This window comes from Sphingomonas sp. 2R-10 (genome assembly GCF_030062225.1).
GTDB lineage: Bacteria > Pseudomonadota > Alphaproteobacteria > Sphingomonadales > Sphingomonadaceae > Sphingomonas.
Map to the genome: position 1 here is coordinate 1 of NZ_JASCXF010000023.1, position 23,903 is coordinate 23,903.

32 protein-coding genes are annotated in these 23,903 nt (G+C 65.0%); all 32 read right to left on the reverse strand.

Annotated elements, in window-relative coordinates; genetic code table 11:
• Window positions 1–129: 129 nt before the first annotated feature.
• The 32 genes from guaA to rpsG all read right to left on the reverse strand — a co-directional run bounded on the left by guaA (window position 130) and on the right by rpsG (window position 23,854).
• Entirely contained in the window at window positions 130–1,686 is a 1,557-nt protein-coding gene (gene guaA / locus QLH51_RS11845; RefSeq protein ID WP_125659264.1) for a glutamine-hydrolyzing GMP synthase, read from the reverse strand.
• A 55-nt stretch (window positions 1,687–1,741) separates the two neighbouring features.
• Complete coding sequence (locus tag QLH51_RS11850; RefSeq protein ID WP_206429109.1) at window positions 1,742–3,829, reverse strand: prolyl oligopeptidase family serine peptidase; 2,088 nt, start codon at window positions 3,827–3,829, stop codon at window positions 1,742–1,744.
• Between the two features lie 199 nt (window positions 3,830–4,028).
• Window positions 4,029–4,451: a 50S ribosomal protein L17 gene (gene rplQ, locus QLH51_RS11855; RefSeq protein WP_125659270.1), complete on the reverse strand. Its 423-nt coding sequence runs from the start codon at window positions 4,449–4,451 to the stop codon at window positions 4,029–4,031.
• Between the two features lie 273 nt (window positions 4,452–4,724).
• Window positions 4,725–5,789, reverse strand: coding sequence for a DNA-directed RNA polymerase subunit alpha (locus tag QLH51_RS11860; RefSeq protein ID WP_125659274.1), 1,065 nt, complete (start codon window positions 5,787–5,789; stop codon window positions 4,725–4,727).
• A gap of 93 nt (window positions 5,790–5,882) precedes the next feature.
• On the reverse strand, window positions 5,883–6,272 hold the full coding sequence (gene rpsK / locus QLH51_RS11865; protein ID WP_055756871.1) for a 30S ribosomal protein S11: 390 nt from the start codon (window positions 6,270–6,272) through the stop codon (window positions 5,883–5,885).
• Between the two features lie 111 nt (window positions 6,273–6,383).
• Entirely contained in the window at window positions 6,384–6,752 is a 369-nt protein-coding gene (gene rpsM / locus QLH51_RS11870) for a 30S ribosomal protein S13 (RefSeq protein WP_125659277.1), read from the reverse strand.
• Window positions 6,753–7,126: 374 nt separating this feature from the next.
• Window positions 7,127–7,771, reverse strand: coding sequence for an adenylate kinase (locus QLH51_RS11875; protein WP_125659280.1), 645 nt, complete (start codon window positions 7,769–7,771; stop codon window positions 7,127–7,129).
• Window positions 7,772–7,797: 26 nt separating this feature from the next.
• Entirely contained in the window at window positions 7,798–9,162 is a 1,365-nt protein-coding gene (gene secY / locus QLH51_RS11880; protein WP_125659283.1) for a preprotein translocase subunit SecY, read from the reverse strand.
• Window positions 9,163–9,396: 234 nt separating this feature from the next.
• The gene (rplO, locus tag QLH51_RS11885) at window positions 9,397–9,927 is read right to left on the reverse strand and encodes a 50S ribosomal protein L15 (RefSeq protein WP_125659286.1); all 531 of its coding nucleotides are present in this window, start codon (window positions 9,925–9,927) and stop codon (window positions 9,397–9,399) included.
• 98 nt (window positions 9,928–10,025) lie between these two features.
• A complete protein-coding gene (gene rpmD / locus QLH51_RS11890; protein WP_055763335.1) occupies window positions 10,026–10,202 on the reverse strand; it encodes a 50S ribosomal protein L30 in 177 nt (58 codons plus the stop codon).
• Between the two features lie 6 nt (window positions 10,203–10,208).
• Window positions 10,209–10,943, reverse strand: coding sequence for a 30S ribosomal protein S5 (rpsE, locus tag QLH51_RS11895; protein ID WP_125659289.1), 735 nt, complete (start codon window positions 10,941–10,943; stop codon window positions 10,209–10,211).
• Between the two features lie 3 nt (window positions 10,944–10,946).
• A complete protein-coding gene (gene rplR, locus QLH51_RS11900) occupies window positions 10,947–11,303 on the reverse strand; it encodes a 50S ribosomal protein L18 (RefSeq protein ID WP_125659292.1) in 357 nt (118 codons plus the stop codon).
• Window positions 11,303–11,836: a 50S ribosomal protein L6 gene (gene rplF, locus QLH51_RS11905; protein WP_055790375.1), complete on the reverse strand. Its 534-nt coding sequence runs from the start codon at window positions 11,834–11,836 to the stop codon at window positions 11,303–11,305. Before rplF ends, rplR begins: the two co-directional genes overlap by 1 nt.
• Window positions 11,836–12,231, reverse strand: coding sequence for a 30S ribosomal protein S8 (gene rpsH, locus QLH51_RS11910; RefSeq protein ID WP_033921102.1), 396 nt, complete (start codon window positions 12,229–12,231; stop codon window positions 11,836–11,838). The genes rplF and rpsH overlap by 1 nt, the downstream gene beginning before the upstream one ends.
• An 11-nt stretch (window positions 12,232–12,242) precedes the next feature.
• Window positions 12,243–12,548: a 30S ribosomal protein S14 gene (gene rpsN, locus QLH51_RS11915; RefSeq protein WP_055756896.1), complete on the reverse strand. Its 306-nt coding sequence runs from the start codon at window positions 12,546–12,548 to the stop codon at window positions 12,243–12,245.
• A gap of 60 nt (window positions 12,549–12,608) precedes the next feature.
• Complete coding sequence (gene rplE, locus QLH51_RS11920) at window positions 12,609–13,193, reverse strand: 50S ribosomal protein L5 (RefSeq protein ID WP_125659295.1); 585 nt, start codon at window positions 13,191–13,193, stop codon at window positions 12,609–12,611.
• A complete protein-coding gene (gene rplX, locus QLH51_RS11925; RefSeq protein ID WP_125659297.1) occupies window positions 13,186–13,500 on the reverse strand; it encodes a 50S ribosomal protein L24 in 315 nt (104 codons plus the stop codon). Before rplX ends, rplE begins: the two co-directional genes overlap by 8 nt.
• Window positions 13,500–13,868: a 50S ribosomal protein L14 gene (gene rplN / locus QLH51_RS11930; protein WP_055790388.1), complete on the reverse strand. Its 369-nt coding sequence runs from the start codon at window positions 13,866–13,868 to the stop codon at window positions 13,500–13,502. The genes rplX and rplN overlap by 1 nt, the downstream gene beginning before the upstream one ends.
• A gap of 340 nt (window positions 13,869–14,208) precedes the next feature.
• Window positions 14,209–14,481, reverse strand: coding sequence for a 30S ribosomal protein S17 (gene rpsQ / locus QLH51_RS11935; RefSeq protein WP_125659300.1), 273 nt, complete (start codon window positions 14,479–14,481; stop codon window positions 14,209–14,211).
• Between the two features lie 11 nt (window positions 14,482–14,492).
• Window positions 14,493–14,696, reverse strand: coding sequence for a 50S ribosomal protein L29 (rpmC, locus tag QLH51_RS11940; RefSeq protein ID WP_125659303.1), 204 nt, complete (start codon window positions 14,694–14,696; stop codon window positions 14,493–14,495).
• A gap of 2 nt (window positions 14,697–14,698) precedes the next feature.
• Window positions 14,699–15,130 carry a 50S ribosomal protein L16 gene (gene rplP / locus QLH51_RS11945; protein ID WP_055790394.1) on the reverse strand — a complete coding sequence of 144 codons (432 nt, stop codon included), beginning with the start codon at window positions 15,128–15,130 and terminating at the stop codon, window positions 14,699–14,701.
• A 12-nt stretch (window positions 15,131–15,142) separates the two neighbouring features.
• Window positions 15,143–15,853 carry a 30S ribosomal protein S3 gene (rpsC, locus tag QLH51_RS11950; RefSeq protein ID WP_125659306.1) on the reverse strand — a complete coding sequence of 237 codons (711 nt, stop codon included), beginning with the start codon at window positions 15,851–15,853 and terminating at the stop codon, window positions 15,143–15,145.
• Window positions 15,853–16,230 carry a 50S ribosomal protein L22 gene (gene rplV, locus QLH51_RS11955; protein ID WP_055790398.1) on the reverse strand — a complete coding sequence of 126 codons (378 nt, stop codon included), beginning with the start codon at window positions 16,228–16,230 and terminating at the stop codon, window positions 15,853–15,855. Before rplV ends, rpsC begins: the two co-directional genes overlap by 1 nt.
• Window positions 16,230–16,508 carry a 30S ribosomal protein S19 gene (rpsS, locus tag QLH51_RS11960; protein ID WP_055763302.1) on the reverse strand — a complete coding sequence of 93 codons (279 nt, stop codon included), beginning with the start codon at window positions 16,506–16,508 and terminating at the stop codon, window positions 16,230–16,232. The genes rplV and rpsS overlap by 1 nt, the downstream gene beginning before the upstream one ends.
• Before the next feature lie 3 nt (window positions 16,509–16,511).
• Entirely contained in the window at window positions 16,512–17,363 is an 852-nt protein-coding gene (gene rplB, locus QLH51_RS11965) for a 50S ribosomal protein L2 (RefSeq protein WP_125659309.1), read from the reverse strand.
• A gap of 1 nt (window position 17,364) precedes the next feature.
• Entirely contained in the window at window positions 17,365–17,682 is a 318-nt protein-coding gene (locus tag QLH51_RS11970) for a 50S ribosomal protein L23 (RefSeq protein WP_055763296.1), read from the reverse strand.
• Window positions 17,675–18,301: a 50S ribosomal protein L4 gene (rplD, locus tag QLH51_RS11975; RefSeq protein ID WP_125659311.1), complete on the reverse strand. Its 627-nt coding sequence runs from the start codon at window positions 18,299–18,301 to the stop codon at window positions 17,675–17,677. The genes QLH51_RS11970 and rplD overlap by 8 nt, the downstream gene beginning before the upstream one ends.
• A 2-nt stretch (window positions 18,302–18,303) precedes the next feature.
• Window positions 18,304–19,029 (reverse strand): 50S ribosomal protein L3, encoded by a 726-nt coding sequence (gene rplC, locus QLH51_RS11980; protein ID WP_125659314.1) that lies wholly within the window; start codon window positions 19,027–19,029, stop codon window positions 18,304–18,306.
• Window positions 19,030–19,351: 322 nt separating this feature from the next.
• A complete protein-coding gene (gene rpsJ, locus QLH51_RS11985) occupies window positions 19,352–19,660 on the reverse strand; it encodes a 30S ribosomal protein S10 (RefSeq protein ID WP_033921125.1) in 309 nt (102 codons plus the stop codon).
• 152 nt (window positions 19,661–19,812) lie between these two features.
• On the reverse strand, window positions 19,813–21,006 hold the full coding sequence (tuf, locus tag QLH51_RS11990; RefSeq protein ID WP_055763289.1) for an elongation factor Tu: 1,194 nt from the start codon (window positions 21,004–21,006) through the stop codon (window positions 19,813–19,815).
• Between the two features lie 204 nt (window positions 21,007–21,210).
• Complete coding sequence (gene fusA / locus QLH51_RS11995; RefSeq protein WP_125659317.1) at window positions 21,211–23,286, reverse strand: elongation factor G; 2,076 nt, start codon at window positions 23,284–23,286, stop codon at window positions 21,211–21,213.
• 97 nt (window positions 23,287–23,383) lie between these two features.
• Window positions 23,384–23,854: a 30S ribosomal protein S7 gene (gene rpsG, locus QLH51_RS12000; RefSeq protein WP_055763657.1), complete on the reverse strand. Its 471-nt coding sequence runs from the start codon at window positions 23,852–23,854 to the stop codon at window positions 23,384–23,386.
• Between the last annotated feature and the right edge of the window lie 49 nt (window positions 23,855–23,903).

The window sequence follows — 23,903 nt, forward strand, 5'->3', positions numbered from 1 at the left end:
GGGGCGGTCGTACGTCCACTCCAGCGCGGCTGGGGTCTCCCTGTGATAGCGCGGAACAGGAGCCGCCAGAGACCCCAGCCTGCGCTGGGGTGACGTTCAGGCTGGGGCGGGTCATTACGCGCTACCCGGTCATTCCCACTCGATCGTGCCCGGCGGCTTGCTGGTATAGTCGTAGGTGACGCGGTTGATGCCCTTCACCTCGTTGATGATCCGGGTCGCCACGCGCGGCAGGAAGTCGCCGGGGAACTGGAACGCCTGCGCGGTCATGCCGTCGGTCGAGGTCACCGCGCGCAACGCGAGGACGTTGTCGTAGGTGCGGCCGTCGCCCATCACGCCGACGCTGCGCACCGGCAGCAGCACTGCGAACGCCTGCCAGATCGTGTCGTACAGCCCGGCGTTGCGGATTTCCTCTAGATAGATCGCGTCGGCCTTGCGCAGGATGTCGCAGCGTTCGCGCGTCACCTCGCCGGGGATACGGATGGCGAGGCCGGGTCCGGGGAACGGGTGACGGCCGACGAAGACATCGGGCAAGCCCAGTTCGCGGCCCAGCGCGCGAACCTCGTCCTTGAACAGTTCGCGCAGCGGTTCGACCAGCGCCATGTTCATGCGTTCGGGCAGGCCGCCGACATTGTGGTGGCTCTTGATCGTGACGGACGGGCCGCCGGTGAAGCTGACGCTCTCGATCACGTCGGGATAGAGCGTGCCCTGCGCAAGGAACTGCGCGCCGCCGATCTTCTTCGCCTCCGCCTCGAACACGTCGATGAAGGTCTTGCCGATGAACTTGCGCTTGGCTTCCGGGTCGGTGACGCCCGCCAGGCCGTCCATGAACAGGTCCTGGGCGTCCACATGGACCAGTGGAATGTTGTAATGGCCGCGGAACAGGCTGACGACCTGTTCGGCCTCCCCTGCGCGCAGGATGCCGCCATCGACGAACACGCAGGTCAGCTGGTCGCCGATCGCCTCGTGGATCAGCAGCGCCGCGACCGACGAGTCGACGCCGCCCGACAGCCCGCAGATGACCTTGCCGTCGCCGACCTGCTCGCGGATCTCGGCGATCTTGGCGTCGCGGAACTCGGCCATGGTCCAGTCGCCCGCTAAACCGCAGACGTGGCGCGCGAAATTGGCGATCAGCTTCGCGCCGTCGGGGGTGTGGACGACCTCCGGATGGAATTGCGCGCCATAATAGCGACGGTCGTCGTCGGCGATGATCGCGAAGGGCGCACCGGGGCTGGTCGCGACCACGCGGAAACCGGGAGCGATCGCCGCGACCTTGTCGCCATGGCTCATCCACACCTGATGCCGTTCGCCGGTGGTCCAGAGTCCGTCGAACAACGCGCAGGACTCGCCGACCTCGACATAGGCTTCGCCGAACTCGCCCGAATGGCCCTTCTCGACCTTGCCGCCGAGCTGCTCGGTCATCACCTGCTGGCCGTAGCAGATGCCCAGCACCGGCACGCCCGCATCGAAGATCGTCTGCGGGGCGCGGGGCGAGCCTTCGTCGCAGACCGAGGCGGGACCGCCCGACAGGATCACGCCCTTCGGCGCCATGCGGGCAAATGCCGCCTCGGCCTTCTGGAAGGGGACGATTTCGGAATAGACACCGGCCTCGCGCACGCGGCGGGCGATCAGCTGGGTCACCTGGCTGCCAAAGTCGACGATCAGGATGGAATCGGGGGTCTCGTTCATGGCCACCCGATAGCAGAGCGCCGCGCGGGTGCCAGCCCCGCGCGGCGTCGTTTTGTCAGCCGATCGGCTTCACCGTCATGCCCGTCCATTTGGCGATGAACGCCCACAGGTCGGCGGTTTCCTCGATCACCTTGTCGGTCGGCTTGCCCGAGCCGTGGCCGGCGCGGGTTTCTATGCGGACGAGGTGGGGCTTCGGGCCGATGTCCTTCGACTGGAGCATCGCGGTGTATTTGAAGGTATGGCCCGGCACCACGCGGTCGTCGGTGTCGGCGGTGGTCGCGAGGATCGCCGGATAGGTCACGCCGCCCTTCACATTGTGGTACGGCGAATAGGTCAGCAGGTTGCGGAAATCGGCTTCCTTCGCCGGCACGCCGTAATCGTCGACCCAGTAGCGCCCGGCGGTGAAGCGGTCAAAGCGCAGCATGTCCATCACGCCCACCGCCGGCAGCGCGGCGGCGAACAGATCGGGGCGCTGGTTGACGACCGCGCCGACCAGCAGGCCGCCATTCGATCCGCCCTGGATCGCCAGCTGCCCCTTGCCGGTCACCCCCTGTGCGATCAGATCCTCGCCCGCGGCGATGAAGTCGTCGAAGACGTTCTGCTTGTTCAGCAGCTTGCCGCCGTCGTGCCATTCCTTGCCATATTCGCTGCCGCCGCGGATGTTCGCCACCGCCAGCACGCCGCCCTGTTCGAGCCACGCGATACGCCCCGGCGAGAAGCCCGGCAGGATCGGCACGTTGAACCCGCCATAGGCGTAGAGCAGCGTCGGCGCCGGTTTGGTCACGTCCTTGCGCTTGACGATGAACATCGGGACCTTCGTCCCGTCCTTCGACGTGTAGAAGCGCTGGCGCACGTCATACTGCGCCGGATCGAACGCGACCTTCGGCGTCGCCCATGGCGTCACCGCACGGGTCGCGACGTCGTAGCGATAGACGGTGGTCGGCGTCGCGAAGCTGGAGAAGGCGAAGAAACCCTCGTTGTTGTCCAGTTCGCCGCCGACCCCGCTGACCGTGCCGATGCCCGGCAGCGCGATCGTGCCGTCGGGCTTGCCGTCGAGGGTGAAGCGCTTCACCTCGGTCTTCGCGTCGACCAGATACGCCGCCATGATCCGCCCGCCTACCAGCGACGCGCCGTTCAGCACCGCCTTTTCCTGCGGCACCACTTCCTGCGGCACCGGGTTGGCGGCGGCCATGTCGAGCGTCACGACGCGCAGCCGCGGCGCACCCTGCGTCGTGGTCAGGAACAGCGTGCTGTCCTTCGAGCCCACCGTGTTCCAGTCGACATTGTCGGTGTTGACGATCATGCGGGGCTTGTCGTCCGGCTTTGTCAGGTCGAGGACCGCGATCTCCGTATGGTCGCCCGGACCGCTGGTCGAGATGATGAGCCAGCGGCCGTCGTCGGTGATGCCCGGATAGAAGGTGAAGCGCGGCTGGTCGGGCCGTTCGTAGATCAGCCGGTCGGCGGTCTGCGGCGTGCCCAGCTTGTGGAAATAGACCTTGGCGTTCAGATTCTGGCTCTGGAACTCCTGCCCCTTTTCCGGGGTCGGGAAGCGTGCGTAATAGAAGCCCGAACCGTCCTTCACCCACGACGCCGACAGGCCGTACTTGACCCAGTCGATCTGGTCGTCGAGCACCTTGCCGGTGTCGACGTCGAGCACGCGCAGCTTGCGCCAGTCGCTGCCGCCGTCCTGGATCGAATAGAGCAGCCGCTTGCCGTCCTTCGACGGCGACCATTCGGCGAGCGCGGTCGCGCCGTCCTTCGACCAGCCATTGGGATCGATCAGCACCCGGCCCGGCCCGTTCACGCTGTCGCGGACATAGAGCACCGACTGGTTCTGCAGCCCCGAATTGCGGCCGTAGAAATAGCGGCCGCCCTCCCGCTGCGGCACGCCGACGCGTTCATAGTCGAACAACCGGGTCAGGCGGTTCTTGAAGATATCGCGGCCGGGCAGCGTCGCCAGATAGGCGTCGGTCACCTTGTTCTCCGCCGCGACCCATGCCGCGACCTGCGGGTCGTTGCGGACGTCGTTCTCCAGCCAGCGATACGGATCGGCGACCTTCACGCCGAACTGTTCGTCGACCTGATCGACGGTGCGGGTCTGCGGATAGACGATGGTCTGGGCAAGGGCAGTCGTGCTGGTCATCAGGCACGCGATCGCGGCAAGGGCATGGCGGTACATCGTTGCTCCACGGGACAGGCCGGACGGTATCCGGCGTTACCGGCACGATACGCCAAGCGACGCACCACGCAAGCCCGTGGAGACAATGTTACGCGGACGAACGGAAAAGGGCGGCCGTACCGAAGTACGACCGCCCTTCCCTGTCACTCGAGCGAAACGCCGATCAGGCGGCTTCGTCGAAATCCTCGTCGGTCAGGACCGGACCCGAGTCCTGACCCTTGGCCGAGACGTCGCGGTCGACGAACTCGATGATCGCCATCGGCGAGGCGTCCGATGCACGGATGCCGGCCTTGATGATGCGGGTGTAGCCGCCGTTGCGGTCGGCATAACGCGACGCCAGCACGTCGAACAGCTTCACCAACTGGACATCGTCGAGCAGACGAGCGTGCGCGAGACGGCGGTTCGACAGGCCGCCTTTCTTCGCCAGCGTAATCAGCTTTTCGATGTACGGGCGCAGTTCCTTCGCCTTGGCGACGGTCGTGGTGATCTGCTCATGCTTGATGAGCGCGGCCGACATGTTGCGGAACAGGGCCAGACGATGGGCCGAGGTACGCTGCAGCTTACGGCCGCCGACGCGATGACGCATGGGAATTTCCTTCGTTCGTTAAGGGGCCGTGGAGGGTTCCCATCAAAGTAATACTTTGATGGGGCCCGTCGTCGGAATCCCCAGAGCTGGTGGCTGTCAGAGGCCGCCACCGGTTCGCCTGTTGGCGGCAAAGGTCACGAAAGTCACACTTGCCGCTAATCTGGAAACTGGCCCGACACGGGCGAAGCCCGTGTCGTCGGACGAGCTAAAAGCTCGCCGGCCGGGCTGTCGCCGCCTCCGGAATAGCTTGCGCTATCCCGGTGCGGCTCGGCCTCACCCCATAATCTCCTGTTCGAGCTTCTTCGCCATCTCTTCAATGTTCTCGGGCGGCCATCCGGGGATGTCCATGCCGAGGCGAAGGCCCATCGACGACAGCACTTCCTTGATTTCGTTCAGCGACTTGCGGCCGAAATTCGGGGTGCGCAGCATCTCGGCCTCGGTCTTCTGGACCAGATCGCCGATATAGATGATGTTGTCGTTCTTGAGGCAGTTGGCCGAGCGGACCGACAGTTCGAGCTCGTCGACCTTCTTGAGCAGGTAGCGGTTGATCTGCGCGGTATCGCCCTGCCCTTCGCTCTGCGGCGCTGCGACCTGCGTGCCGGTGGTGGCAGCGCGGGGCAGCGTCGAATCGTCGAAGTGGACGAACAGCGCCAGCTGGTCCTGCAGGATGCGACCGGCATAGGCCAGCGCGTCCTCCGGCGTGACGGTGCCGTCGGTCTCGATCGTCAGCGTCAGCTTGTCATAGTCGAGTTCCTGCCCGACGCGGGTGTTCTCGACCTTGTAGCTGACCTGGCGGACCGGCGAATACAGCGCGTCGACCGGGATCAGGCCGATCGGCGCATCGGCCGGACGGTTGCCGGCGGCAGGCACATAGCCCTTACCGACGTCCGCGGTCAGTTCCATGTTGAGCGTCGCACCATCGTCGAGATGGCACAGCACCAGTTCGGGGTTCATGACCTCGATATCGCCGGTGACGGCGATGTCTCCGGCCTTCACCTCGGCCGGGCCGGTGACGGACAGCTGCAGACGCTTCGGGCCTTCGCCCTGCATCCGGAGCGCGATCTGCTTCACGTTCAGCACCATGTCGGTCACGTCCTCGCGGACGCCGGCAAGGCTGGAAAATTCGTGAAGGACATTCTCGATCTTGATCGAGGTGACGGCGGCGCCCTGCAGCGACGAGAGCAGCACGCGACGCAGCGCGTTGCCGAGCGTCAGGCCGAAGCCCCGCTCCAGCGGTTCGGCGACGAAGGTCGAACGGCGCTTGGGATCGCCGCCCGGCTTCTTCTCGAGGCCGCTCGGCTTCTTGAGTTCCTGCCAGTTCTTAGCGTTGACGGACACGGGCTTCCCCTAGCTTGGCGGCGCGGAAAGGACGGGTCCGCGCCATGAAAGAACGGCCCCGCCGGACGAACCCGGCGGGGCGGCAGGCACAGATCAGACGCGACGACGCTTCGACGGGCGCACGCCGTTGTGCGGGATCGAGGTCACGTCGCGGATCGACGTAATCTGGAACCCGACCGCCTGCAACGCGCGCAATGCCGACTCACGACCCGAACCCGGGCCCTTCACTTCAACTTCGAGGGTGCGCACGCCGTGATCGGCAGCCTTGCGGCCGGCGTCCTCGGCAGCGACCTGCGCGGCATACGGGGTCGACTTGCGCGAGCCCTTGAAGCCCATGGCGCCGGCCGACGACCACGAAATCGCGTTGCCCTGGGCATCGGTGATCGTAATCATGGTGTTGTTGAAGCTGGCGTTCACATGGGCGACGCCGGCGGTGATGTTCTTGCGCTCGCGACGGCGAAGGCGCTGCGGTTCACGTGCCATTTGTGGAAATCCTGACCTGAGTATCGTGCGTGGTACGGAGATCGGGAGGCGGTCGGCCTCAACCCTGTCTCCGACGGAGAAGAAGTTAAAAACAGTCCCCCGGACTGTTTCTTACTTCTTCTTACCCGCGATCGGCTTCGCCTTGCCCTTGCGGGTGCGCGCATTGGTGTGCGTGCGCTGGCCGCGGACCGGCAGGCCCTTGCGGTGACGCAGGCCACGATAGCAGGCGAGGTCCATCAGGCGCTTGATGTTCATCGCGGTCTGGCGACGCAGGTCGCCTTCCACGGTGTGGCTCGCGTCGATCGCTTCGCGGATCTGCAGCACTTCTTGGTCGCTCAAGTCCTGCACCCGGCGTTCCGCCGCGATGCCGAGCTGGTCGGTCAACTGCCTGGCCTTTGCCGGGCCGATACCATGGATATACTGCAGCGCGATGATTACGCGCTTGTTGGTCGGGATATTAACACCCGCGATACGTGCCATGAACTAAATTCTCCCAGCTCCACGAAGCGCCGCATGGCAGCGGGCTTCATCTCGTAGCGTTGCGACCCGTCACGCGCGATCGCGGCGAACGCGCAAAAGCGCCGCCGTAACCGGTATGTCGGGGTGGATCGCTGATACGGACCGATTCCCGCAGTGTCAACCGGCAGACGGAACCAAAATCGGGATAGGGCGTGGGGCGTTAGCCGACATGCGGGGGCGATATGCGGGCCGCCATCATCCCGATACGTTGCCCCGGTGCAAGCTGGGCCCTTGCGTGCCGGGCACGCCGCGCCCCGACCGGGAGACCGCAGCCTGCGCCGGGGTGACGTTCATCGTGGGCAGGTGAAGGGCAGGCTAGTGCCCTTCCCGTCCCGTCACTTGTCGAGGATCGCCGCGATCTGTGCGGTCACGTCGTCCATGTCAGCCATGCCGTCGACGCGGTGGACCAGGCCGCGCGCTTCGTAGAGCGGCAGGATCGGCGCGGTCTTCGCGCGGTACTCGACCATCCGCGTGCGCACCGTATCCTCGTTGTCGTCGGGCCGCCGCTTGAACTCGGTCGCGCCGCACGCGTCGCAGACGCCCGCAACCTTCGGCTGCTTGAACGTGTCGTGATAGCCGGCACCACAATTGGCACAGGTGAAGCGGCCGACGATGCGCTCGACCAGCGCGTCCTCGTCGACGACCAGTTCGATCACCTGCGTCAGGGCGCGGCCACGATGCTCGAGCAGCAGATCCAGCGCGTCGGCCTGCGCCGCCGTGCGGGGGTAGCCGTCGAAGATCGCGCCGCGATCGCCCAGTTGGTCGAGCCGCTCGCCGATCAGCGCCGAGACGATCGCGTCCGACACCAGCTCGCCGGCATCCATCACCGCCCTGGCCTGCAACCCGACCGGGCTGCCGGCCTTCACCGCGGCGCGCAGCATGTCGCCCGTCGAGAGCTGCACCATGCCGCGCGCCGATTCGAGCCGCGCGGCCTGGGTCCCCTTGCCCGCGCCCGGCGGTCCGAGAAGGATGATGTCCATTGCTGCCCCCTTGATCCTGTTGCGCGTCAGCGCAGGCGTCCGCCCTTGAGCTTCGCCTTCTTGATGAGGTCGCCATACTGGTGCGCCAGCAGGTGCGACTGAATCTGCGTCACCGTGTCCATCGTGACGTTGACCACGATGAGCAGGCTGGTGCCGCCCAGATAGAAGGGAATCGACAGCGCCGAAACCAGATATTCGGGCAACAGGCAGATGATGACCAGATAGGCCGCGCCGATCACCGTGATCCGGGTCAGGACATAGTCGAAGTAATTCTCGGTATTCTTGCCCGGGCGGATGCCGGGAACGAACCCGCCATAGCGCTTCAGGTTGTCGGCGGTCTCTTCCGGGTTGAAGACGATCGCGGTGTAGAAGAACGAGAAAAACACGATCCCCGCGCCGTACAGCAGCATGTACAGCGGCTGGCCATGCGCCAGATACTGGTTGAGCGTGATGATGAAATCACCCCAGCGGCTTTCGCCCGCCGTCGCCTGTCCGGCGAACTGGGTGATCGTCACCGGCATCAGCAGCAGCGACGACGCGAAGATCGGCGGGATCACGCCTGCGGTATTGATCTTGAGCGGCAGGTGGCTGCGATCGGCCTGCACCCCGCGCGCCGTCTGGCGCTTGGGGTACTGGATCAGGATGCGGCGCTGCGCGCGCTCCATGAAGCAGATGAACAGGACGAGGCCGGCGACGGCGACGATGATGCCGATCAGCGTGATCGGGTTCATCGTGCCCGAACGGCTGCCCTCGAACAGCTGGAGCAGCGTCGTCGGCAGATGCGCGACGATGCCGGCCATGATGATGAGCGAGATGCCGTTGCCGATGCCGCGGCTGGTGATCTGTTCGCCCAGCCACATCAGGAACATCGTGCCGCCGATCAGCGAGACGACCGCGGCGACGCGGAACGTCATGCCCGGCTCGATCACCGCCTGCGCTCCGGCCGAGGCGCCGAACGCCTCCAGCCCGACGGCGATGGTATAGCCCTGGATCGCGGTCAGCAGCACCGTGCCGTAGCGGGTATACTGGTTCAGCTTCTTTCGGCCCGATTCGCCTTCCTTCTTGATGGCGGCGAGCTGCGGACTGAGCGAGGTCGCGAGCTGCACGACGATCGACGCGGTAATATAGGGCATGACGCCCAGCGCGACGACCGACATGCGCGTCAGCGCACCGCCTGAAAAGGTGTTGAAGAAGTCGAGAACGCCGCCCTGCGTCTGGTTGGCGAGCAGGCCGAGCTGCGTCGGGTCGATGCCCGGCAACGGCACATAGCTCAGCATGCGGAACACGATCAGTGCCCCGAGCGTAAACCACAGGCGCTTCTTGAGTTCGGTCGCCTGACCGAATTTCGACAGATTGAGATTGGTCGCGAGACCGTCGGCGGCCGATGCCATGGATTTGTCCCGAATGATGCTGGCGGGCCGCAAGCCCACCCCCCGGCGACCATATAGGGGTTGTAGCCGGGATGTCTAAGGGGGAGCGACACCTTGTCGCGCCACCCGTTCATGCCGAGTAGGGACTGAGCGAAGTCGAAGGCCCGTATCGAGGTACGCCACCATGGGCGATCCTTCGATACGCCGCTTCGACTTCGCTCAGCGGCTACTCAGGATGAACGGCAGTCCGCAGGCTTACGCGTGCGCAGCCTTCTTGGCGGCCAGCGTCTTGCCCTTCTTGGCGGCGGCCTTCTCGTGCGCAGGCACGACTTCGATGACCGAAACCGAACCGCCGGCCTTCTCGACCGCCTCGATCGCCGACTTCGACGCACCGGCAACGGTGAAGGTCAGCTTGGCGGTCAGTTCGCCCTTGCCGAGCAGACGGACGCCGTCCTTGCCGCCACGGGCCAGGTTCGCGGCCTTCAGCGCGGCGTGGTCGAGCGTGGCACCGGCCTCGATCTTGCCGGCGTCGATCGCCTTCTGGATCGCGCCGAGGTTCACTTCGGCATAGTCCTTGGCGAAGATGTTGTTGAAGCCGCGCTTCGGGATGCGCATGTGCAACGGCATCTGGCCGCCTTCGAAGCCGGCGATAGAGACGCCTTCGCGGCTCTTCTGGCCCTTCTGGCCGCGACCGGCGGTCTTGCCCTTGCCCGAGCCGATGCCGCGTCCGACGCGCATCTTGCTCTTGCGGGCGCCGTCGTTGTCGCGGATTTCGTTGAGTTTCATGTGTTGCACTCGCTTTCGCTATGTTCGCGCTGAAAAAATGAGGAAGGGGGCCGCTTAGCCCCCCTCCCCGCATTTGTCACCGGTAAAGGTGGAAGGCCTCAGCCTTCGACCGACACCATGTGCTGCACCTTGCGGATCATGCCACGCACCTCGGGGGTGTCGGCCAGTTCCACGGTCTTGTGCATCTTGTTGAGGCCGAGACCGATCAGCGTCGCGCGCTGGTCCTTGGTCCGGCGGATCGGCGACCCGGTCTGGGTGATCTTGACGGTTGCCATCGCTCGTTACTCCACGATCGCCGCGGCGTCAGCCTCGGCGGTCTGCGATCCGCCACGACCCAGCAGGTCGGCGATCTTCTTACCGCGACGCTGGGCCACCGCCTTCGGCGACGACTGGTCGTTCAGCGCCTCGAAGGTTGCGCGGATCATGTTGTACGGGTTCGACGTACCGACCGACTTGGTCACGACGTCGGCCACGCCCAGCGATTCGAAGATGGCGCGCATCGGGCCACCCGCGATGATGCCGGTACCGGCAGGCGCCGAACGCAGCGTCACGCGACCGGCACCGAAGTGACCGTTGCCGTCATGGTGCAGCGTGCGACCGTCCTTGAGCGGAACGCGGACCATCGCCTTCTTGGCAGCGGCGGTCGCCTTCGAAATGGCTTCCGGCACTTCGCGCGCCTTGCCATGGCCGAAGCCGACGCGACCCTTGCCGTCGCCCACGACGACGAGCGCGGCGAAACCGAAGCGCTTGCCGCCCTTCACCGTCTTCGACACGCGGTTGATGTGGACGAGCTTTTCGATCAGCTCCTCGCCGCCGTCGTCCTGACCGCCGCGACGGTCGTCGCGACGCCCGCCACGGTTGCCGTCACGACCACCGCGACCACCGCCGCCGCCGGGACCACCCGGACCGCCGCGACCGCGACCGCCACGGGCGCCACGCCCCTGCGGCTGCTCGCCACCCGGCGCTGCCGACACGTCGGCGGCGGGGGTTTCGGCCTGATTGTTTTCGTCAGCCATGTCTTAGAACTCCAATCCGGCTTCGCGGGCGGCCTCGGCCAGCGCCTTGACGCGGCCGTGGAACAGGAAGCCGCCACGGTCGAACACGACCTGCGTCACGCCGGCGGCCTTCGCCGCCTCCGCCACGCGGGTACCGACACCCTTGGCGGCATCGACGTTCGCGCCCGAGGTGCCGCGCACGTCCTTTTCCAGGGTCGATGCGGCAGCGACCGTACGGCCCGCTGCGTCGTCGATGACCTGGGCATAGATGTGCTTGCCCGAACGATGGATCGACAGCCGCGCACGGCCGCCCGAACGCGCCTTCAGCGCGGTGCGATTGCGCCGACGGCGCTTCTCGAAGAGGGAGAGACCCTTGGTCATTACTTCTTCTTCCCTTCCTTGCGGAAGATGAACTCGCCGTCGTACTTGATGCCCTTGCCCTTGTACGGCTCCGGCTTCCGCCAACGACGGATCTCGGCAGCGATCTGACCGACCTTCTGCTTGTCGATCCCGCTGATTTCGATCGTGGTCTGGTCCGGCGTCTTGATCTCGATGCCTTCCGGCACGTCGATGTTGACGTCGTGGCTGTAGCCGAGCTGCAGCTTCAGGTTCTTGCCCTGTGCCGCGGCGCGATAGCCGACGCCGGTGATCAGCAGCTTCTTGGTGAAGCCGGTGGTCACACCGGTGACCAGGTTCTGCACGAGCGTGCGCTGCATGCCCCAGAACGCGCGCGCGCGCTTGGTGTCGTTCGCCGGCTGCACCGAGATGGTGTCGCCTTCGACGGCATAGGCGATGTCGTCCGCCAGCGGCAGCGTCAGCGTGCCCTTGGGGCCTTTGACGCTCAGCTCGCGCCCTGCGATGTTGGCGGTCACGCCGGCCGGAACCGGGACTGCCTTCTTACCGATGCGGCTCATCAGAAGACCTCCGCGAGCACTTCGCCACCGACATTCTGTTCGCGCGCTTCGGCGTCGGACAGAACGCCACGCGGCGTCGAGACGATGGTGATGCCAAGGCCGTTGCGGACCTTCGGCAGTTCCTGCGAACCCGAATAGACGCGACGGCCGGGCTTCGAGACGCGCGCGACGTGCTTGATCGCCGGCTGGCCTTCGAAATACTTCAGCTCGATGCGGATACCGGCCGCGGGGCCCATCTGCTCTTCGCTGTAGCCACGGATATAGCCCTCGCGCTGCAACACGTCGAGGACACGGGCCCGCAACTTGCTGGCGGGCGTCAGGACGGAGTCCTTGCGCGCGCGCTGGCCGTTGCGGATGCGGGTGAGCATGTCACCCAGGGGATCGGTCAATGCCATTGCTGTGTTCCTTACCAGCTCGACTTCGTGACGCCGGGGATCAGGCCCTTGTTGGCCAGTTCACGCAGCATGACGCGGGCGAGACGGAACTTGCGATAATAGCCGCGGGGACGACCCGTCAGCTCGCAACGGTTGCGGATGCGGGTCGGATTCCCGTTGCGGGGAATCTCGGCCATCTTCAGCCGCGCGATCAGACGCTCGGTCTCGTCGAGCGACTGGTCGGCTGCGATCGCCTTCAGCTTCGCATATTTGGGCGCGAATTTCTTGACGAGCGCGCGCCGACGCTCGTTCTTGTTCACGGAACTCAGTTTCGCCATGGACTTAAGCTCTCTCTAGTAAAGCACAGGCCGCTCCCCGGCGAAGGGGAGCGGTTTTGGTTATGCCGCCTTCTTTTCCTCGGCGCCCTCTTCCTGCGGGAAGGGGAAACCGAAGAGACGCAGAAGCTCGCGAGCCTCTTCGTCGGTCTTGGCGGTGGTGGTCACGATCACATCCATGCCGCGCACCTTGTCGATGCGGTCATAGTTGATTTCGGGGAACACGATCTGTTCCTTGATGCCGCAGGCATAGTTGCCACGGCCGTCGAACGACTTCGGGTTCAGGCCACGAAAGTCGCGGACGCGGGGAAGCGCGATGGTGATGAAGCGGTCGAGGAATTCGTACATCCGCTCGCGGCGCAGCGTGACCTTGCAGCCGATCGCCATGCCTTCGCGCAACTTGAACTGCGCGATCGACTTCTTCGCCTTCGTGACGACAGGCTTCTGGCCGGCGATCAGTTCCATTTCGGAGCTGGCCTGCTCGACCTTCTTCTTGTCCTGCGTCGCCTCGCCCACGCCCATGTTCAGGACGATCTTGTCGAGACGCGGGATTTCCATCACGTTCTTGTAACCGAACTTCTCGGTCATCGCCTTCACGATGCGATCGTCATAGATCGCCTTCATGCGCGGCTTGTATGCGTCAGCCATTGATGACCTCCCCGCCCTTTACGGCAACCCGGACCTTCTTGCCGTCACGCTCTTCGAAGCGGACGCGCGTCGGCTTGCCGTCGACGACATGCGCGACCTTGCTGACGTGCATCGGCGCTTCCGAACGCACTAGGCCACCCTGCGGGTCGGCCTGGTTCGGCTTCTTGTGGCGCACGGCGATGTTCACGCCGGACACGACGACCTTGCCGTCCTTCGGCATCGACTGGGTGACCTGACCGGTCTTGCCCTTGTCCTTGCCGGACAGGACGATCACGGTGTCGCCCTTCTTGATCTTCGCAGCAGCCATTACAGCACCTCAGGGGCGAGCGAGATGATCTTCATGAAGCCCTTCGAGCGCAGCTCGCGGACCACCGGGCCAAAGATACGGGTCCCGATCGGCTCCTCGTTCTTGTTGACCAGCACCGCGGCGTTGCCGTCGAAACGGATCACCGAACCGTCGGTGCGACGGATGTCCTTGGCGGTGCGAACGATGACGGCACGGTGCACGTCACCCTTCTTCACGCGGCCGCGCGGAGCGGCTTCCTTGATGCTGACGACGATGACGTCGCCGACGCCCGCCACGCGGCGCTTGGACCCGCCAAGCACCTTGATGCACTGCACCCGCTTCGCGCCGCTGTTGTCAGCGACGTCGAGATTGGATTGCATCTGAATCATGGATGCGATTCCCTACCCTATGGGGCCGATTCCGACCGGACCCCGCCTGCTAAAAATGAACCCCCGGCTGCGGGCATACCGCGCCGGGGGGAGCGGCCCATTAACCGCCCCATGGCGAAAAGGCAAGCGCCCCTCCGCGAATGTTCGTACCCTCCGGGTCTGATCCCGGAATTGCGTTGGAGAGGGACAGTCGCGATCCCATCAACCGTATTCCGTCATTCCAGCGAAGGCTGGAATCCCGATCCACGCGAGCGCGCTCTCGTGGAAGGATGCCCCAGCCTGCGCCGGGGCGACGGTGTACGGCGAGACTGTACGCGACCGCCCCACCCCATGCGAAGGCTTACGCCTCGGCCGCGACCTCTGCCGGCGTCGCGTGGGTGTTGACCCGCTCGATCACCTTCCAGGTCTTCAGCTTCGAGATCGGCGCGGTCTCTTCGATGCGCACGGTCTCGCCTTCGCGATACTCGTTGCCCTCGTCATGGGCATGGTACTTCTTCGAACGGCGGATGATCTTGCCATAGAGCGGGTGCTTGACCTTCCGCTCCACGCTCACCACCACCGTCTTGTCGGTCTTGTCCGAGACGATCATCCCGGTCAGCACACGCTTCGGCATGTCTCTCGTCCTTACTTGTCGGACGAGCGCGAACGCTCGCCTTGCAGCGTCTTGATCCGCGCGATGTCGCGACGGACTTCCTTCACGCGGGTCGGCTTTTCCAGCTGGCTGGTCGCCGCCTGGAAGCGGAGGTTGAACGCCTCACGCTTCAGGCTGGTCAGCTCGTCGACCAGCTGGTCGTCGCTCTTGGCGCGAAGATCGGTTGCCTTCGTCATAATCAACCCTCCAGGTGCGAGGTGTCGCCCAGACGGGCAACGACCTTGACCGCGATCGGCAGCTTCATCGCGGCGCGCGAGAACGCTTCCGCGGCGAGCGGGCCGGGCACGCCGTCCAGTTCGAACAGGATACGACCCGGCTTGACGCGGGCGACCCAGAATTCGGGCGAACCCTTGCCCGAGCCCATGCGGACTTCGGCAGGCTTCGACGACACCGGCAGATCCGGGAAGATCCGGATCCAGAGGCGACCCTGGCGCTTGATGTGGCGCGTGATCGCGCGGCGGGCCGCTTCGATCTGGCGGGCGGTGATCCGCTCGGGCTCCATCGCCTTCAGGCCGTACGACCCGAAGTTCAGCGACGTACCGCCCTTGGCATCGCCATGGATGCGGCCCTTGAAGGCCTTGCGGAATTTGGTGCGCTTTGGTTGCAGCATCTCACATCATCCTTAGCGGCGGTGATCGTCGCGCGCGGGGCGCACGCCGGAGGTCTGAGCCTCCATCATCAGCCGGTCCTGCGCCATCGGGTCATGGCCGAGGATCTCACCCTTGAAGATCCAGACCTTGACGCCGCAGACGCCATACGCAGTGTGCGCCTGGGCCTCGGCATAGTCGAGGTTGGCACGCAGCGTGTGCAGCGGCACGCGACCTTCGCGATAGCCTTCCGAACGGGCGATTTCCGCACCGCCCAGACGACCGCCGCAAGCGACGCGGATGCCGTCGGCACCCAGACGCATCGCCGACTGCACCGCACGCTTCATGGCGCGGCGGAAGGCGATACGACGCTCGAGCTGGTCGGCAATGCCCTGCGCGACGAGCTTGGCATCGATTTCCGGCTTGCGGATCTCGACGATGTTCAGCGACACGTCGGACGAGGTCATCGAGCCGAGCTTGCGGCGAAGCTTCTCGATGTCGGTGCCCTTCTTGCCGATGATGACACCGGGGCGGGCCGCGAAGATCGAGATGCGGCACAGCTTGGCCGGACGCTCGATCACCACCTTGGAGATCGCGGCCTGCGGCAGCGTCTTCATGATGTACTGGCGGATCTTGAGATCCTCCAGCAGCAGACGGCCATAGTCGGCGCCTTCGGCATACCAACGGCTGTCCCAGGTGCGGTTGATCTGCAGACGCAGACCGATGGGATTGGATTTGTGACCCATTACGCTTCCTCCACCTCGGACACGACGATGCGCACGCGGCTGAACGGCTTCAGGATGCGCGTCGACTTGCCGCGACCGCGGGTCGCGAAACGCTTCATCGTGATCGACTTGCCGACCGAGGCTTCCTTGACGACGAGTGCGTCGACGTCGAGGTTGTGGTTGTTTTCCGCATTCGCGATCGCCGAGGCGAGGCACTTGCGGACATCGACCGCCATCGCCTTCTTCGAGAAGGCGAGGATGTTCATCGCTTCACCGGCCTTGCGGTTGCGGATCAGCGCGGCGACGAGGTTCAGCTTCTGGGCCGAGCCGCGAACCTGGGTCGCGACCGCCAGGGCCTCCTTGTCACCGACGCGGCGGGGTGCTGCCTGCTTGCTCATCAGCGCTTGCCCTTCTTGTCGGCGGCGTGGCCGGGGAAGAAGCGCGTCGGCGCGAACTCACCGAGCTTCATGCCCACCATGTCCTCGTTGACCGAAACCGGCACGAACTTGCGGCCATTGTAGACGTTGAACGTCAGGCCGACGAACTGCGGGAGAATCGTCGAGCGGCGCGACCAGGTCTTGATCGGGCCGGCACGGGTGCCGGCGTCCTGCGCCACTTCCGCCTTCTTCAGCAGATTGAGGTCCACGAACGGACCCTTCCATACGGAACGAGCCATCGCTTAGCCCTTCTTCTTCGCGTGACGGCTACGGATGATCATCTTGTCCGTCGCCTTGTTGTGCCGCGTGCGCGCGCCCTTGGTCGGCTTGCCCCACGGGGTGACCGGATGACGACCGCCCGAGGTCCGGCCTTCACCACCGCCATGCGGGTGGTCGACCGGGTTCTTGGCGACGCCGCGGGTCAGCGGGCGGATGCCCTTCCAGCGGTTGCGGCCGGCCTTGCCCAGATTCTGGTTCTGGTTGTCGGGGTTCGACACCGCACCGATCGTCGCCATGCAGGCGGCGTGGATGTAGCGCTGCTCGCCCGAGTTCAGGCGGACGATCACCATGCCCTTGTCGCGGCCGACGACCTGCACGTACGTGCCGGCCGAACGGGCGATCTGACCGCCCTTGCCCGGCTTCATCTCGATGTTGTGGACGATCGTGCCGACCGGCACCTGGCCCAGTTCCATCGCGTTGCCCGGCTTAACGTCGGTCTTCTTGCCCGCGATCACCTTGTCGCCGACGTTCAGACGCTGCGGCGCGATGATGTAGGCGACGCGGTCCTTGCCCGCTTCGTCCGCACCATAGTTCACGAGCGCGATGAAGGCGGTGCGGTTGGGATCATATTCGATCCGCTCCACGGTGCCCTCGACGTCCCACAACCGACGCTTGAAGTCGATGATGCGGTAGCGCTGCTTGTGACCGCCGGCGATGCCGCGCGAGGTCACATGGCCCTTGTTGTTGCGACCGCCGGTCTTGGTCTTGCCTTCGGTCAGCGACTTGACCGGACGGCCCTTGTACAGCGCCGAACGGTCGATCAGGACCAGGCCACGCTGCGACGGCGTGGTCGGGTTATATTGCTTGAGTGCCATGTTACTTGGCCCCCTCGGTAATGTCGATCGACTGGCCTTCGGCCAGCGTCACGATCGCCTTCTTGAAGTCCGAGCGAGTGTAGGGCGCGCCCTTCCACTTCTTGGTCTTGCCCTTGGTCACGATCGTGTTGACGCCGGTGACGGTGACGTTGAACAGCGCTTCGACCGCTGCCTTGATCTCCGGCTTCGACGCTTTGTTCGCGACCTTGAAAACGACCGCGTTGTGCTCGGAGAGCATCGTCGCCTTTTCGGTGATGTGCGGGCTCAGCACCACGTCATAGTGACGGATGTCGATCGCCGACTGCTGCTGCTTAGCCATTGAAGCGGGCCTCCAGCTTTTCGATCGCCGCGCGGGTCAGCACCAGCGTGTCGTGCTTCAGAATGTCGTAGACGTTGGCGCCACCGGCGGGCAGGACATTGACCTGGCGCAGGTTGCGGGCGGCCAATGCGAAGCTGTTCTCGACGGCGTCGCCATCGATCACCAGCGACTTCTTGCCGAAGCCCAGCTTGGCGAGGTTGCCGAGCAGCACCTGCGTCTTGCCGTTCTCGACGGTCAGACCGTCGAGGATGACCAGCGAACCCGCCTTGGCATGGCTCGACAGCGCCATCTTCAGGCCCAGCGCGCGAACCTTCTTGTTCAGGCCGGGATTGAAGTCGCGGACGCGGGCGCCGTGCGCCTTGCCGCCGCCGATGAACACCGGTGCGCGGCGATCGCCGTGACGGGCGACGCCGCCGCCCTTCTGGCGACCCAGCTTCTTGCCGGTGCGGGCGACGTCGGCACGCTCGCGGGTGCCGCGCGCGGTGGCGCGACGCTTCTCGAGCTGCCAGGTCACGACCCGGTGCAGGATGTCCGCACGCGGATCGAGGCCGAACACCTCGTCGTTCAGCTCGATGTCACCGCTCTCGACGGCATCGAGGGTCTGTACCTTGACCTTCATGATCAGCCCTCCTGGCCGTCGGTCGCTGCCGGTGCGGCCGCGTCGTTGCTGTTGGCGCTCTTCAGGCCAGCGGGGTACGGCGCGTCGGCATGGCGCGCGACCTTCACCGCGTCCTTGACCGTCAGCCAGCTGCCCTTGTGACCGGGAACCGAACCCTTGATGAAGATCAGCCCGCGCTCGACGTCGGTCGACACGACCTGCAGGTTCTGCTGCGTGCGGTTACGGTCGCCCATGTGGCCGGCCATCTTCTTGTTCTTGAAGACCTTGCCCGGATCCTGACGCTGACCGGTCGAACCGTGCGAACGGTGCGACACCGACACGCCGTGCGTCGCGCGCAGACCGCCGAAGTTCCACCGCTTCATGGCGCCCGCAAAGCCCTTGCCCTGCGTACGGCCCGACACGTCGACCAGCTGACCGGCGACATAGTGGTCGGCCGAGATGGTCGCACCGACATCGAGCAGCGCATCGTCATCGACGCGGAACTCGACCACGCGCGCCTTCGGGGCGACTTCGGCCTTGCCGAAGTGGCCGCGCTGCGGCTTGGCGACGTTCTTCGCCTTGGCGACGCCGGCGCCGAGCTGCACCGCGACGTAACCGTCACGATCCTTCTCACGACGGGCGACGACCTGCACGTCTTCCAGTTGCAGGACGGTGACGGGCACGTGGCGCCCATCGTCCTGGAACAACCGGGTCATTCCCATTTTCTTCGCGATCACGCCAGTGCGCATGACCCACTCCTCCAACAGAGGCTCGTCTTGACGACGAGCTTGCCTAACGAAAAAGGCCCCGGTGCGCGGTCGCCCGCCTCCGAAGCCCCAGCCCTTGCGATCTGCACGCCCCCGCCAGGGCCAGACATCGCGGACATTCCCCAATCGGGTAGCGTTCGCGATAGCGGGGACGCGGACAACGGCATCTTGCCCGGAAGCATCGTGCCGTTCGGTATCCCTTTGGGTGCTTTCCCGGCCTCTACCGCCGCTGGTTCAGAACGAACCGGCGGGAAGCGAAAGCGCGACACAGGGCGGATCACCCTGCGTCGCGGCAAGCGGGCTATTACGCCAGCTTGATCTCTACGTCCACCCCTGCCGCGAGGTCGAGCTTCATCAGCGCGTCGACCGTCTGCGGAGTCGGCTGCACGATGTCGAGCAGACGCTTGTAGGTGCGGGTCTCGAACTGCTCGCGCGACTTCTTGTCGATGTGCGGGCCGCGGTTGACCGTGAACTTGTCGATGTGCGTGGGCAGCGGAATGGGTCCACGGATCAGCGCGCCGGTGCGGCGCGCGGTGTCGGCGATATCGCCGGCAGCCTGATCGAGCACGCGATGGTCGAACGCCTTCAGGCGAATACGGATATTGTTGTCCATGGTCCTACCGATGCGAAAGAGCGGGCCGTTGGGACGGCTCTTGATTACTGCCAAGGTCGAAGCGGGCGGCTCAGCGCGAAGCGAACAGCCCTCACTAAATAGCAAACGGCGGCCCCCGTCGCCGGGGGCCGCCGCCTGTTCGAGTCGCTATATTACTTGTCGATGCCGCTGACAACCCCTGCGCCGACGGTACGACCGCCTTCACGGATGGTGAAACGCTGGCCGACGTCCATGGCGATCGGTGCGATCAGCTTCACGCCCAGCGCGACTTCGTCGCCCGGCATGACCATCTCGGTGCCTTCCGGCAGTTCGATGGTGCCGGTCACGTCGGTCGTGCGGAAGTAGAACTGCGGACGATAGTTGGCGAAGAACGGCGTGTGACGGCCACCCTCGTCCTTCGACAGCACGTACACCGACGACTGGAAGTCGGTGTGCGGGGTGATCGAACCCGGCTTCGCCAGAACCTGACCACGCTCCACTTCGTCACGGGCGACGCCGCGGATCAGCGCGCCGATGTTGTCGCCGGCCTGGCCCTGGTCGAGCAGCTTGCGGAACATTTCGACGCCGGTCACGACGGTCTTGCGGACCGATTCGTGGATGCCGACGATCTCGACTTCCTCGCCGACCTTGACGATGCCGGTCTCGACGCGGCCGGTGACCACGGTGCCGCGACCCGAGATAGAGAACACGTCCTCGATCGGCATCATGAACGGCTTGTCCAGCGGACGCTCCGGCTGCGGGATCGACTCGTCGACCGCCTTCATCAGTTCCAGGATCGCTTCCTGGCCCAGCTTCTGGTCCGAACCCGACAGGGCGCAGGTGGCCGAGCCGCGGATGATCGGAATGTTGTCGCCGTCGAATTCACGCTTCGACAGTTCTTCGCGGATTTCCATCTCGACGAGCTCGAGGATTTCCTCGTCGTCGACCAGATCGACCTTGTTCAGGAAGACGACCATGGTGGGAACGCCGACCTGCTTGGCGAGCAGGATGTGCTCCTTGGTCTGCGGCATCGGGCCGTCGGTGGCCGACACGACCAGGATCGCGCCGTCCATCTGCGCCGCGCCGGTGATCATGTTCTTAACATAGTCGGCGTGGCCGGGGCAGTCGACGTGCGCATAGTGGCGGGCGGCGGTCTCGTACTCGACGTGCGCGGTCGAGATGGTGATGCCGCGCTCACGCTCTTCCGGGGCCTTGTCGATGTTGGCGAAATCGACGGCGACGCCGCCCATCGTGTCCGCCAGCACCTTCGTGATCGCGGCGGTCAGCGAGGTCTTGCCGTGGTCGACGTGACCGATGGTGCCGATGTTGAGGTGCGGCTTGTTCCGCTCGAATTTTGCCTTAGCCATTTTCCTACCTTCTGATTCGAATTCGGTGCCGCCGGGGCCACGCGAACGCGGCCCTTTAGCGGGTGTTTGGGGGGATTGCCAGCCCCCGGTGCGGGGGAGCCGACAAGGGAGTAGATCCCTTGTCGTCGGTCGGGACGGTCTTGCGACCGCCCCGCCGGCCGGCCTTCAGTGTCTCGCAGCCAAGTTGCCTTGGCTGCGTGCACTTCAGGCCATCTTCGCCTTCACTTCATCCGCCACGTTCTGCGGCACTTCGTCGTAGTGCGAGAACTGCATCGAGTATTGCGCGCGACCCTGGGTGAACGAGCGGAGCTGGTTCACATAGCCGAACATGTTGGCCAGCGGGACCATCGCGTCGACGGTCTGCGCGTTGCCGCGGCTGTCGGTGCCCTGGATCTGGCCGCGACGGCTGTTCATGTCGCCGATGACATCGCCCAGATAGTCTTCCGGGGTCACGACCTCGACCTTCATGATCGGCTCGAGCAGCTTGATGCCGGCCTTCTGCGCCGCTTCGCGCATTGCACCGCGCGCGCAGATTTCGAACGCCAGCGCCGACGAGTCGACATCATGGTACTTGCCGTCGATCAGGTGGACTTCGAAATCGATGATCGGGAAGCCGATCAGCGAACCGGTCGTCGCCGTCTCGCGCATGCCCTTTTCCACCGACGGGATATATTCGCGCGGGATGTTGCCGCCCTTGATCTCGTCGAAGAACTGGAAGCCCGAGCCACGCTCGCCCGGCACGACCTTCACCTTCACTTCGCCGAACTGGCCCGAGCCGCCCGACTGCTTCTTGTGGGTGTAGGTCAGCTCGACCGGCTTGGCGAGATATTCGCGATACGCCACCTGCGGCGCACCGACGTTCGCGTCCACCTTGAACTCGCGCTTCATGCGATCGACCATGATCTCGAGGTGAAGCTCGCCCATCCCCTTCAGGATGGTCTGGCCCGACTCGTGATCGGTCGACACGCGGAACGACGGATCCTCGCGCGCGAGGCGGTTGAGCGCCACGCCCATCTTTTCCTGGTCGGCCTTGGTCCGCGGCTCCACCGACACTTCGATGACGGGGTCCGGGAACTCCATCCGCTCGAGGATGATCGGGGCGTTCTGCGCGCACAGCGTGTCGCCGGTGGTGGTGTCCTTCAGACCCGCCAGCGCCACGATGTCGCCGGCATAGGCGACCTGGATGTCTTCACGGTCATTCGCGTGCATCAACAGCATGCGGCCGACCTTTTCCTTCTTGTCCTTCACCGAGTTCAGGACCGAGGAAGCGGTTTCGAGCTTGCCCGAATAGATGCGGGCGAAGGTCAGCGTACCCACGAACGGATCGTTCATGATCTTGAACGCCAGCGCGCTGAACGGCGCGTCGTCGGCGGCGGCGCGCGAATCTTCGGTCTCGCCGTCGAGCTTCAGGCCGTTGATCGCCGGAACGTCCAGCGGCGACGGCAGATAGTCGATCACCGCGTCGAGCAGGGGCTGCACGCCCTTGTTCTTGAACGCCGAACCGCACAGCACCGGCACGAACGACGAGCTGAGCGTACCCTTGCGGATCAGCTTCTTCAGGGTCGCGACGTCGGGCTCGTTACCCTCCAGATACGCTTCCATGACGTCGTCGTCCTGCTCGACCGCCATTTCGATCAGCTCGCTGCGGGCAGCGGCTGCGGCGTCGGCGAGGTCGGCCGGAATGTCCTGATATTCGAACTTCGCGCCCAGCGACTCCTCGAGCCAGATGATCGCGCGGTTCTCGACGAGGTCGACGAGGCCCTTGAAGCCGCCTTCGATACCGATCGGGAGATACAGCACCGCCGGACGCGCACCGAGGCGGTCCTTGATCATTTCGACGCAGCGTTCGAAATTGGCACCGGTGCGGTCCAGCTTGTTGACGAAGCACATGCGCGGGACATTGTACTTGTCGGCCTGACGCCACACGGTCTCCGACTGCGGCTCCACGCCGGCGACGCCGTCGAAGCAGGTGATCGCGCCGTCGAGCACGCGCAGCGAACGCTCGACCTCGATCGTGAAGTCGACGTGGCCCGGCGTGTCGATGATGTTGATGCGGTGGTCGTTCCAGAAACAGGTCGTCGCGGCCGACGTGATGGTGATGCCGCGCTCCTGCTCCTGCTCCATCCAGTCCATCGTGGCGGTGCCTTCGTGCACTTCGCCGATCTTGTAGGACTTGCCGGTATAGTAAAGAATACGCTCGGTCGTGGTCGTCTTGCCGGCATCGATGTGGGCCATGATGCCGATGTTACGATACTTTTCGAGCGGATGGCTGCGGGCCATGATCGTGCTTCCTTGGCAATGTGGGGAGCGAGGCATGTCGCCCGCTCCCCACGATATAGGCGGTTGCGTCAGCGGTGAAAAGCCACCGCTTCGGCGCTTACCAGCGGTAGTGCGAGAAGGCGCGGTTCGCTTCCGCCATGCGGTGCGTGTCTTCGCGCTTCTTCACTGCGTTGCCGCGGTTGTTGGCGGCATCCATCAGCTCGCCCGACAGGCGCGCCGACATGGTGTTCTCGCTGCGGTTGCGGGCCGAGGCGATCAGCCAGCGGATGGCGAGCGCCTGGGCGCGTTCGAAGCGGACTTCGACCGGCACCTGGTAGGTTGCACCACCGACGCGGCGCGAACGCACTTCGATGTTCGGCTTCACGTTGTTCAGCGCATCGTGGAACACGCCCAGCGGATCGCGCTTCGCGCGGCTCTCGACGGTTTCGAATGCCGAATAGACGATGCCTTCGGCGACGGACTTCTTGCCGTCCAGCATCACCGAATTCATGAACTTGGTCAGGACCTCATCCCCGTATACGGGATCAGGCAGGATTTCCCGCTTTTCGGGACGACGACGACGAGCCATCAGATATTCCTTCAATCTTCAGCCGGTTCCGGAACCCGTCCGGGGCTTA

Coding starts and splice junctions, on each gene's coding strand:
- guaA (WP_125659264.1), bottom strand. CDS start 1,686: ATGAACGAGACCCCCGATTCCATCCTGATCGTCGACTTTGGCAGCCAG.
- QLH51_RS11850 (WP_206429109.1), bottom strand. CDS start 3,829: ATGACCAGCACGACTGCCCTTGCCCAGACCATCGTCTATCCGCAGACC.
- rplQ (WP_125659270.1), bottom strand. CDS start 4,451: ATGCGTCATCGCGTCGGCGGCCGTAAGCTGCAGCGTACCTCGGCCCAT.
- rpsK (WP_055756871.1), bottom strand. CDS start 6,272: ATGGCACGTGAACCGCAGCGCCTTCGCCGTCGCGAGCGCAAGAACATC.
- rpsM (WP_125659277.1), bottom strand. CDS start 6,752: ATGGCACGTATCGCGGGTGTTAATATCCCGACCAACAAGCGCGTAATC.
- QLH51_RS11875 (WP_125659280.1), bottom strand. CDS start 7,771: ATGGACATCATCCTTCTCGGACCGCCGGGCGCGGGCAAGGGGACCCAG.
- secY (WP_125659283.1), bottom strand. CDS start 9,162: ATGGCATCGGCCGCCGACGGTCTCGCGACCAATCTCAATCTGTCGAAA.
- rplO (WP_125659286.1), bottom strand. CDS start 9,927: ATGAAACTCAACGAAATCCGCGACAACGACGGCGCCCGCAAGAGCAAG.
- rpmD (WP_055763335.1), bottom strand. CDS start 10,202: ATGGCAACCGTCAAGATCACCCAGACCGGGTCGCCGATCCGCCGGACC.
- rpsE (WP_125659289.1), bottom strand. CDS start 10,943: ATGGCTGACGAAAACAATCAGGCCGAAACCCCCGCCGCCGACGTGTCG.
- rplR (WP_125659292.1), bottom strand. CDS start 11,303: ATGACCAAGGGTCTCTCCCTCTTCGAGAAGCGCCGTCGGCGCAATCGC.
- rplF (WP_055790375.1), bottom strand. CDS start 11,836: ATGAGCCGCATCGGTAAGAAGGCAGTCCCGGTTCCGGCCGGCGTGACC.
- rpsH (WP_033921102.1), bottom strand. CDS start 12,231: ATGGCATTGACCGATCCCCTGGGTGACATGCTCACCCGCATCCGCAAC.
- rpsN (WP_055756896.1), bottom strand. CDS start 12,548: ATGGCGAAACTGAGTTCCGTGAACAAGAACGAGCGTCGGCGCGCGCTC.
- rplE (WP_125659295.1), bottom strand. CDS start 13,193: ATGGCTGACGCATACAAGCCGCGCATGAAGGCGATCTATGACGATCGC.
- rplX (WP_125659297.1), bottom strand. CDS start 13,500: ATGGCTGCTGCGAAGATCAAGAAGGGCGACACCGTGATCGTCCTGTCC.
- rplN (WP_055790388.1), bottom strand. CDS start 13,868: ATGATTCAGATGCAATCCAATCTCGACGTCGCTGACAACAGCGGCGCG.
- rpsQ (WP_125659300.1), bottom strand. CDS start 14,481: ATGCCGAAGCGTGTGCTGACCGGGATGATCGTCTCGGACAAGACCGAC.
- rpmC (WP_125659303.1), bottom strand. CDS start 14,696: ATGACGAAGGCAACCGATCTTCGCGCCAAGAGCGACGACCAGCTGGTC.
- rplP (WP_055790394.1), bottom strand. CDS start 15,130: ATGCTGCAACCAAAGCGCACCAAATTCCGCAAGGCCTTCAAGGGCCGC.
- rpsC (WP_125659306.1), bottom strand. CDS start 15,853: ATGGGTCACAAATCCAATCCCATCGGTCTGCGTCTGCAGATCAACCGC.
- rplV (WP_055790398.1), bottom strand. CDS start 16,230: ATGAGCAAGCAGGCAGCACCCCGCCGCGTCGGTGACAAGGAGGCCCTG.
- rpsS (WP_055763302.1), bottom strand. CDS start 16,508: ATGGCTCGTTCCGTATGGAAGGGTCCGTTCGTGGACCTCAATCTGCTG.
- rplB (WP_125659309.1), bottom strand. CDS start 17,363: ATGGCACTCAAGCAATATAACCCGACCACGCCGTCGCAGCGTGGCCTG.
- QLH51_RS11970 (WP_055763296.1), bottom strand. CDS start 17,682: ATGGCTAAGCAGCAGCAGTCGGCGATCGACATCCGTCACTATGACGTG.
- rplD (WP_125659311.1), bottom strand. CDS start 18,301: ATGAAGGTCAAGGTACAGACCCTCGATGCCGTCGAGAGCGGTGACATC.
- rplC (WP_125659314.1), bottom strand. CDS start 19,029: ATGCGCACTGGCGTGATCGCGAAGAAAATGGGAATGACCCGGTTGTTC.
- rpsJ (WP_033921125.1), bottom strand. CDS start 19,660: ATGGACAACAATATCCGTATTCGCCTGAAGGCGTTCGACCATCGCGTG.
- tuf (WP_055763289.1), bottom strand. CDS start 21,006: ATGGCTAAGGCAAAATTCGAGCGGAACAAGCCGCACCTCAACATCGGC.
- fusA (WP_125659317.1), bottom strand. CDS start 23,286: ATGGCCCGCAGCCATCCGCTCGAAAAGTATCGTAACATCGGCATCATG.
- rpsG (WP_055763657.1), bottom strand. CDS start 23,854: ATGGCTCGTCGTCGTCGTCCCGAAAAGCGGGAAATCCTGCCTGATCCC.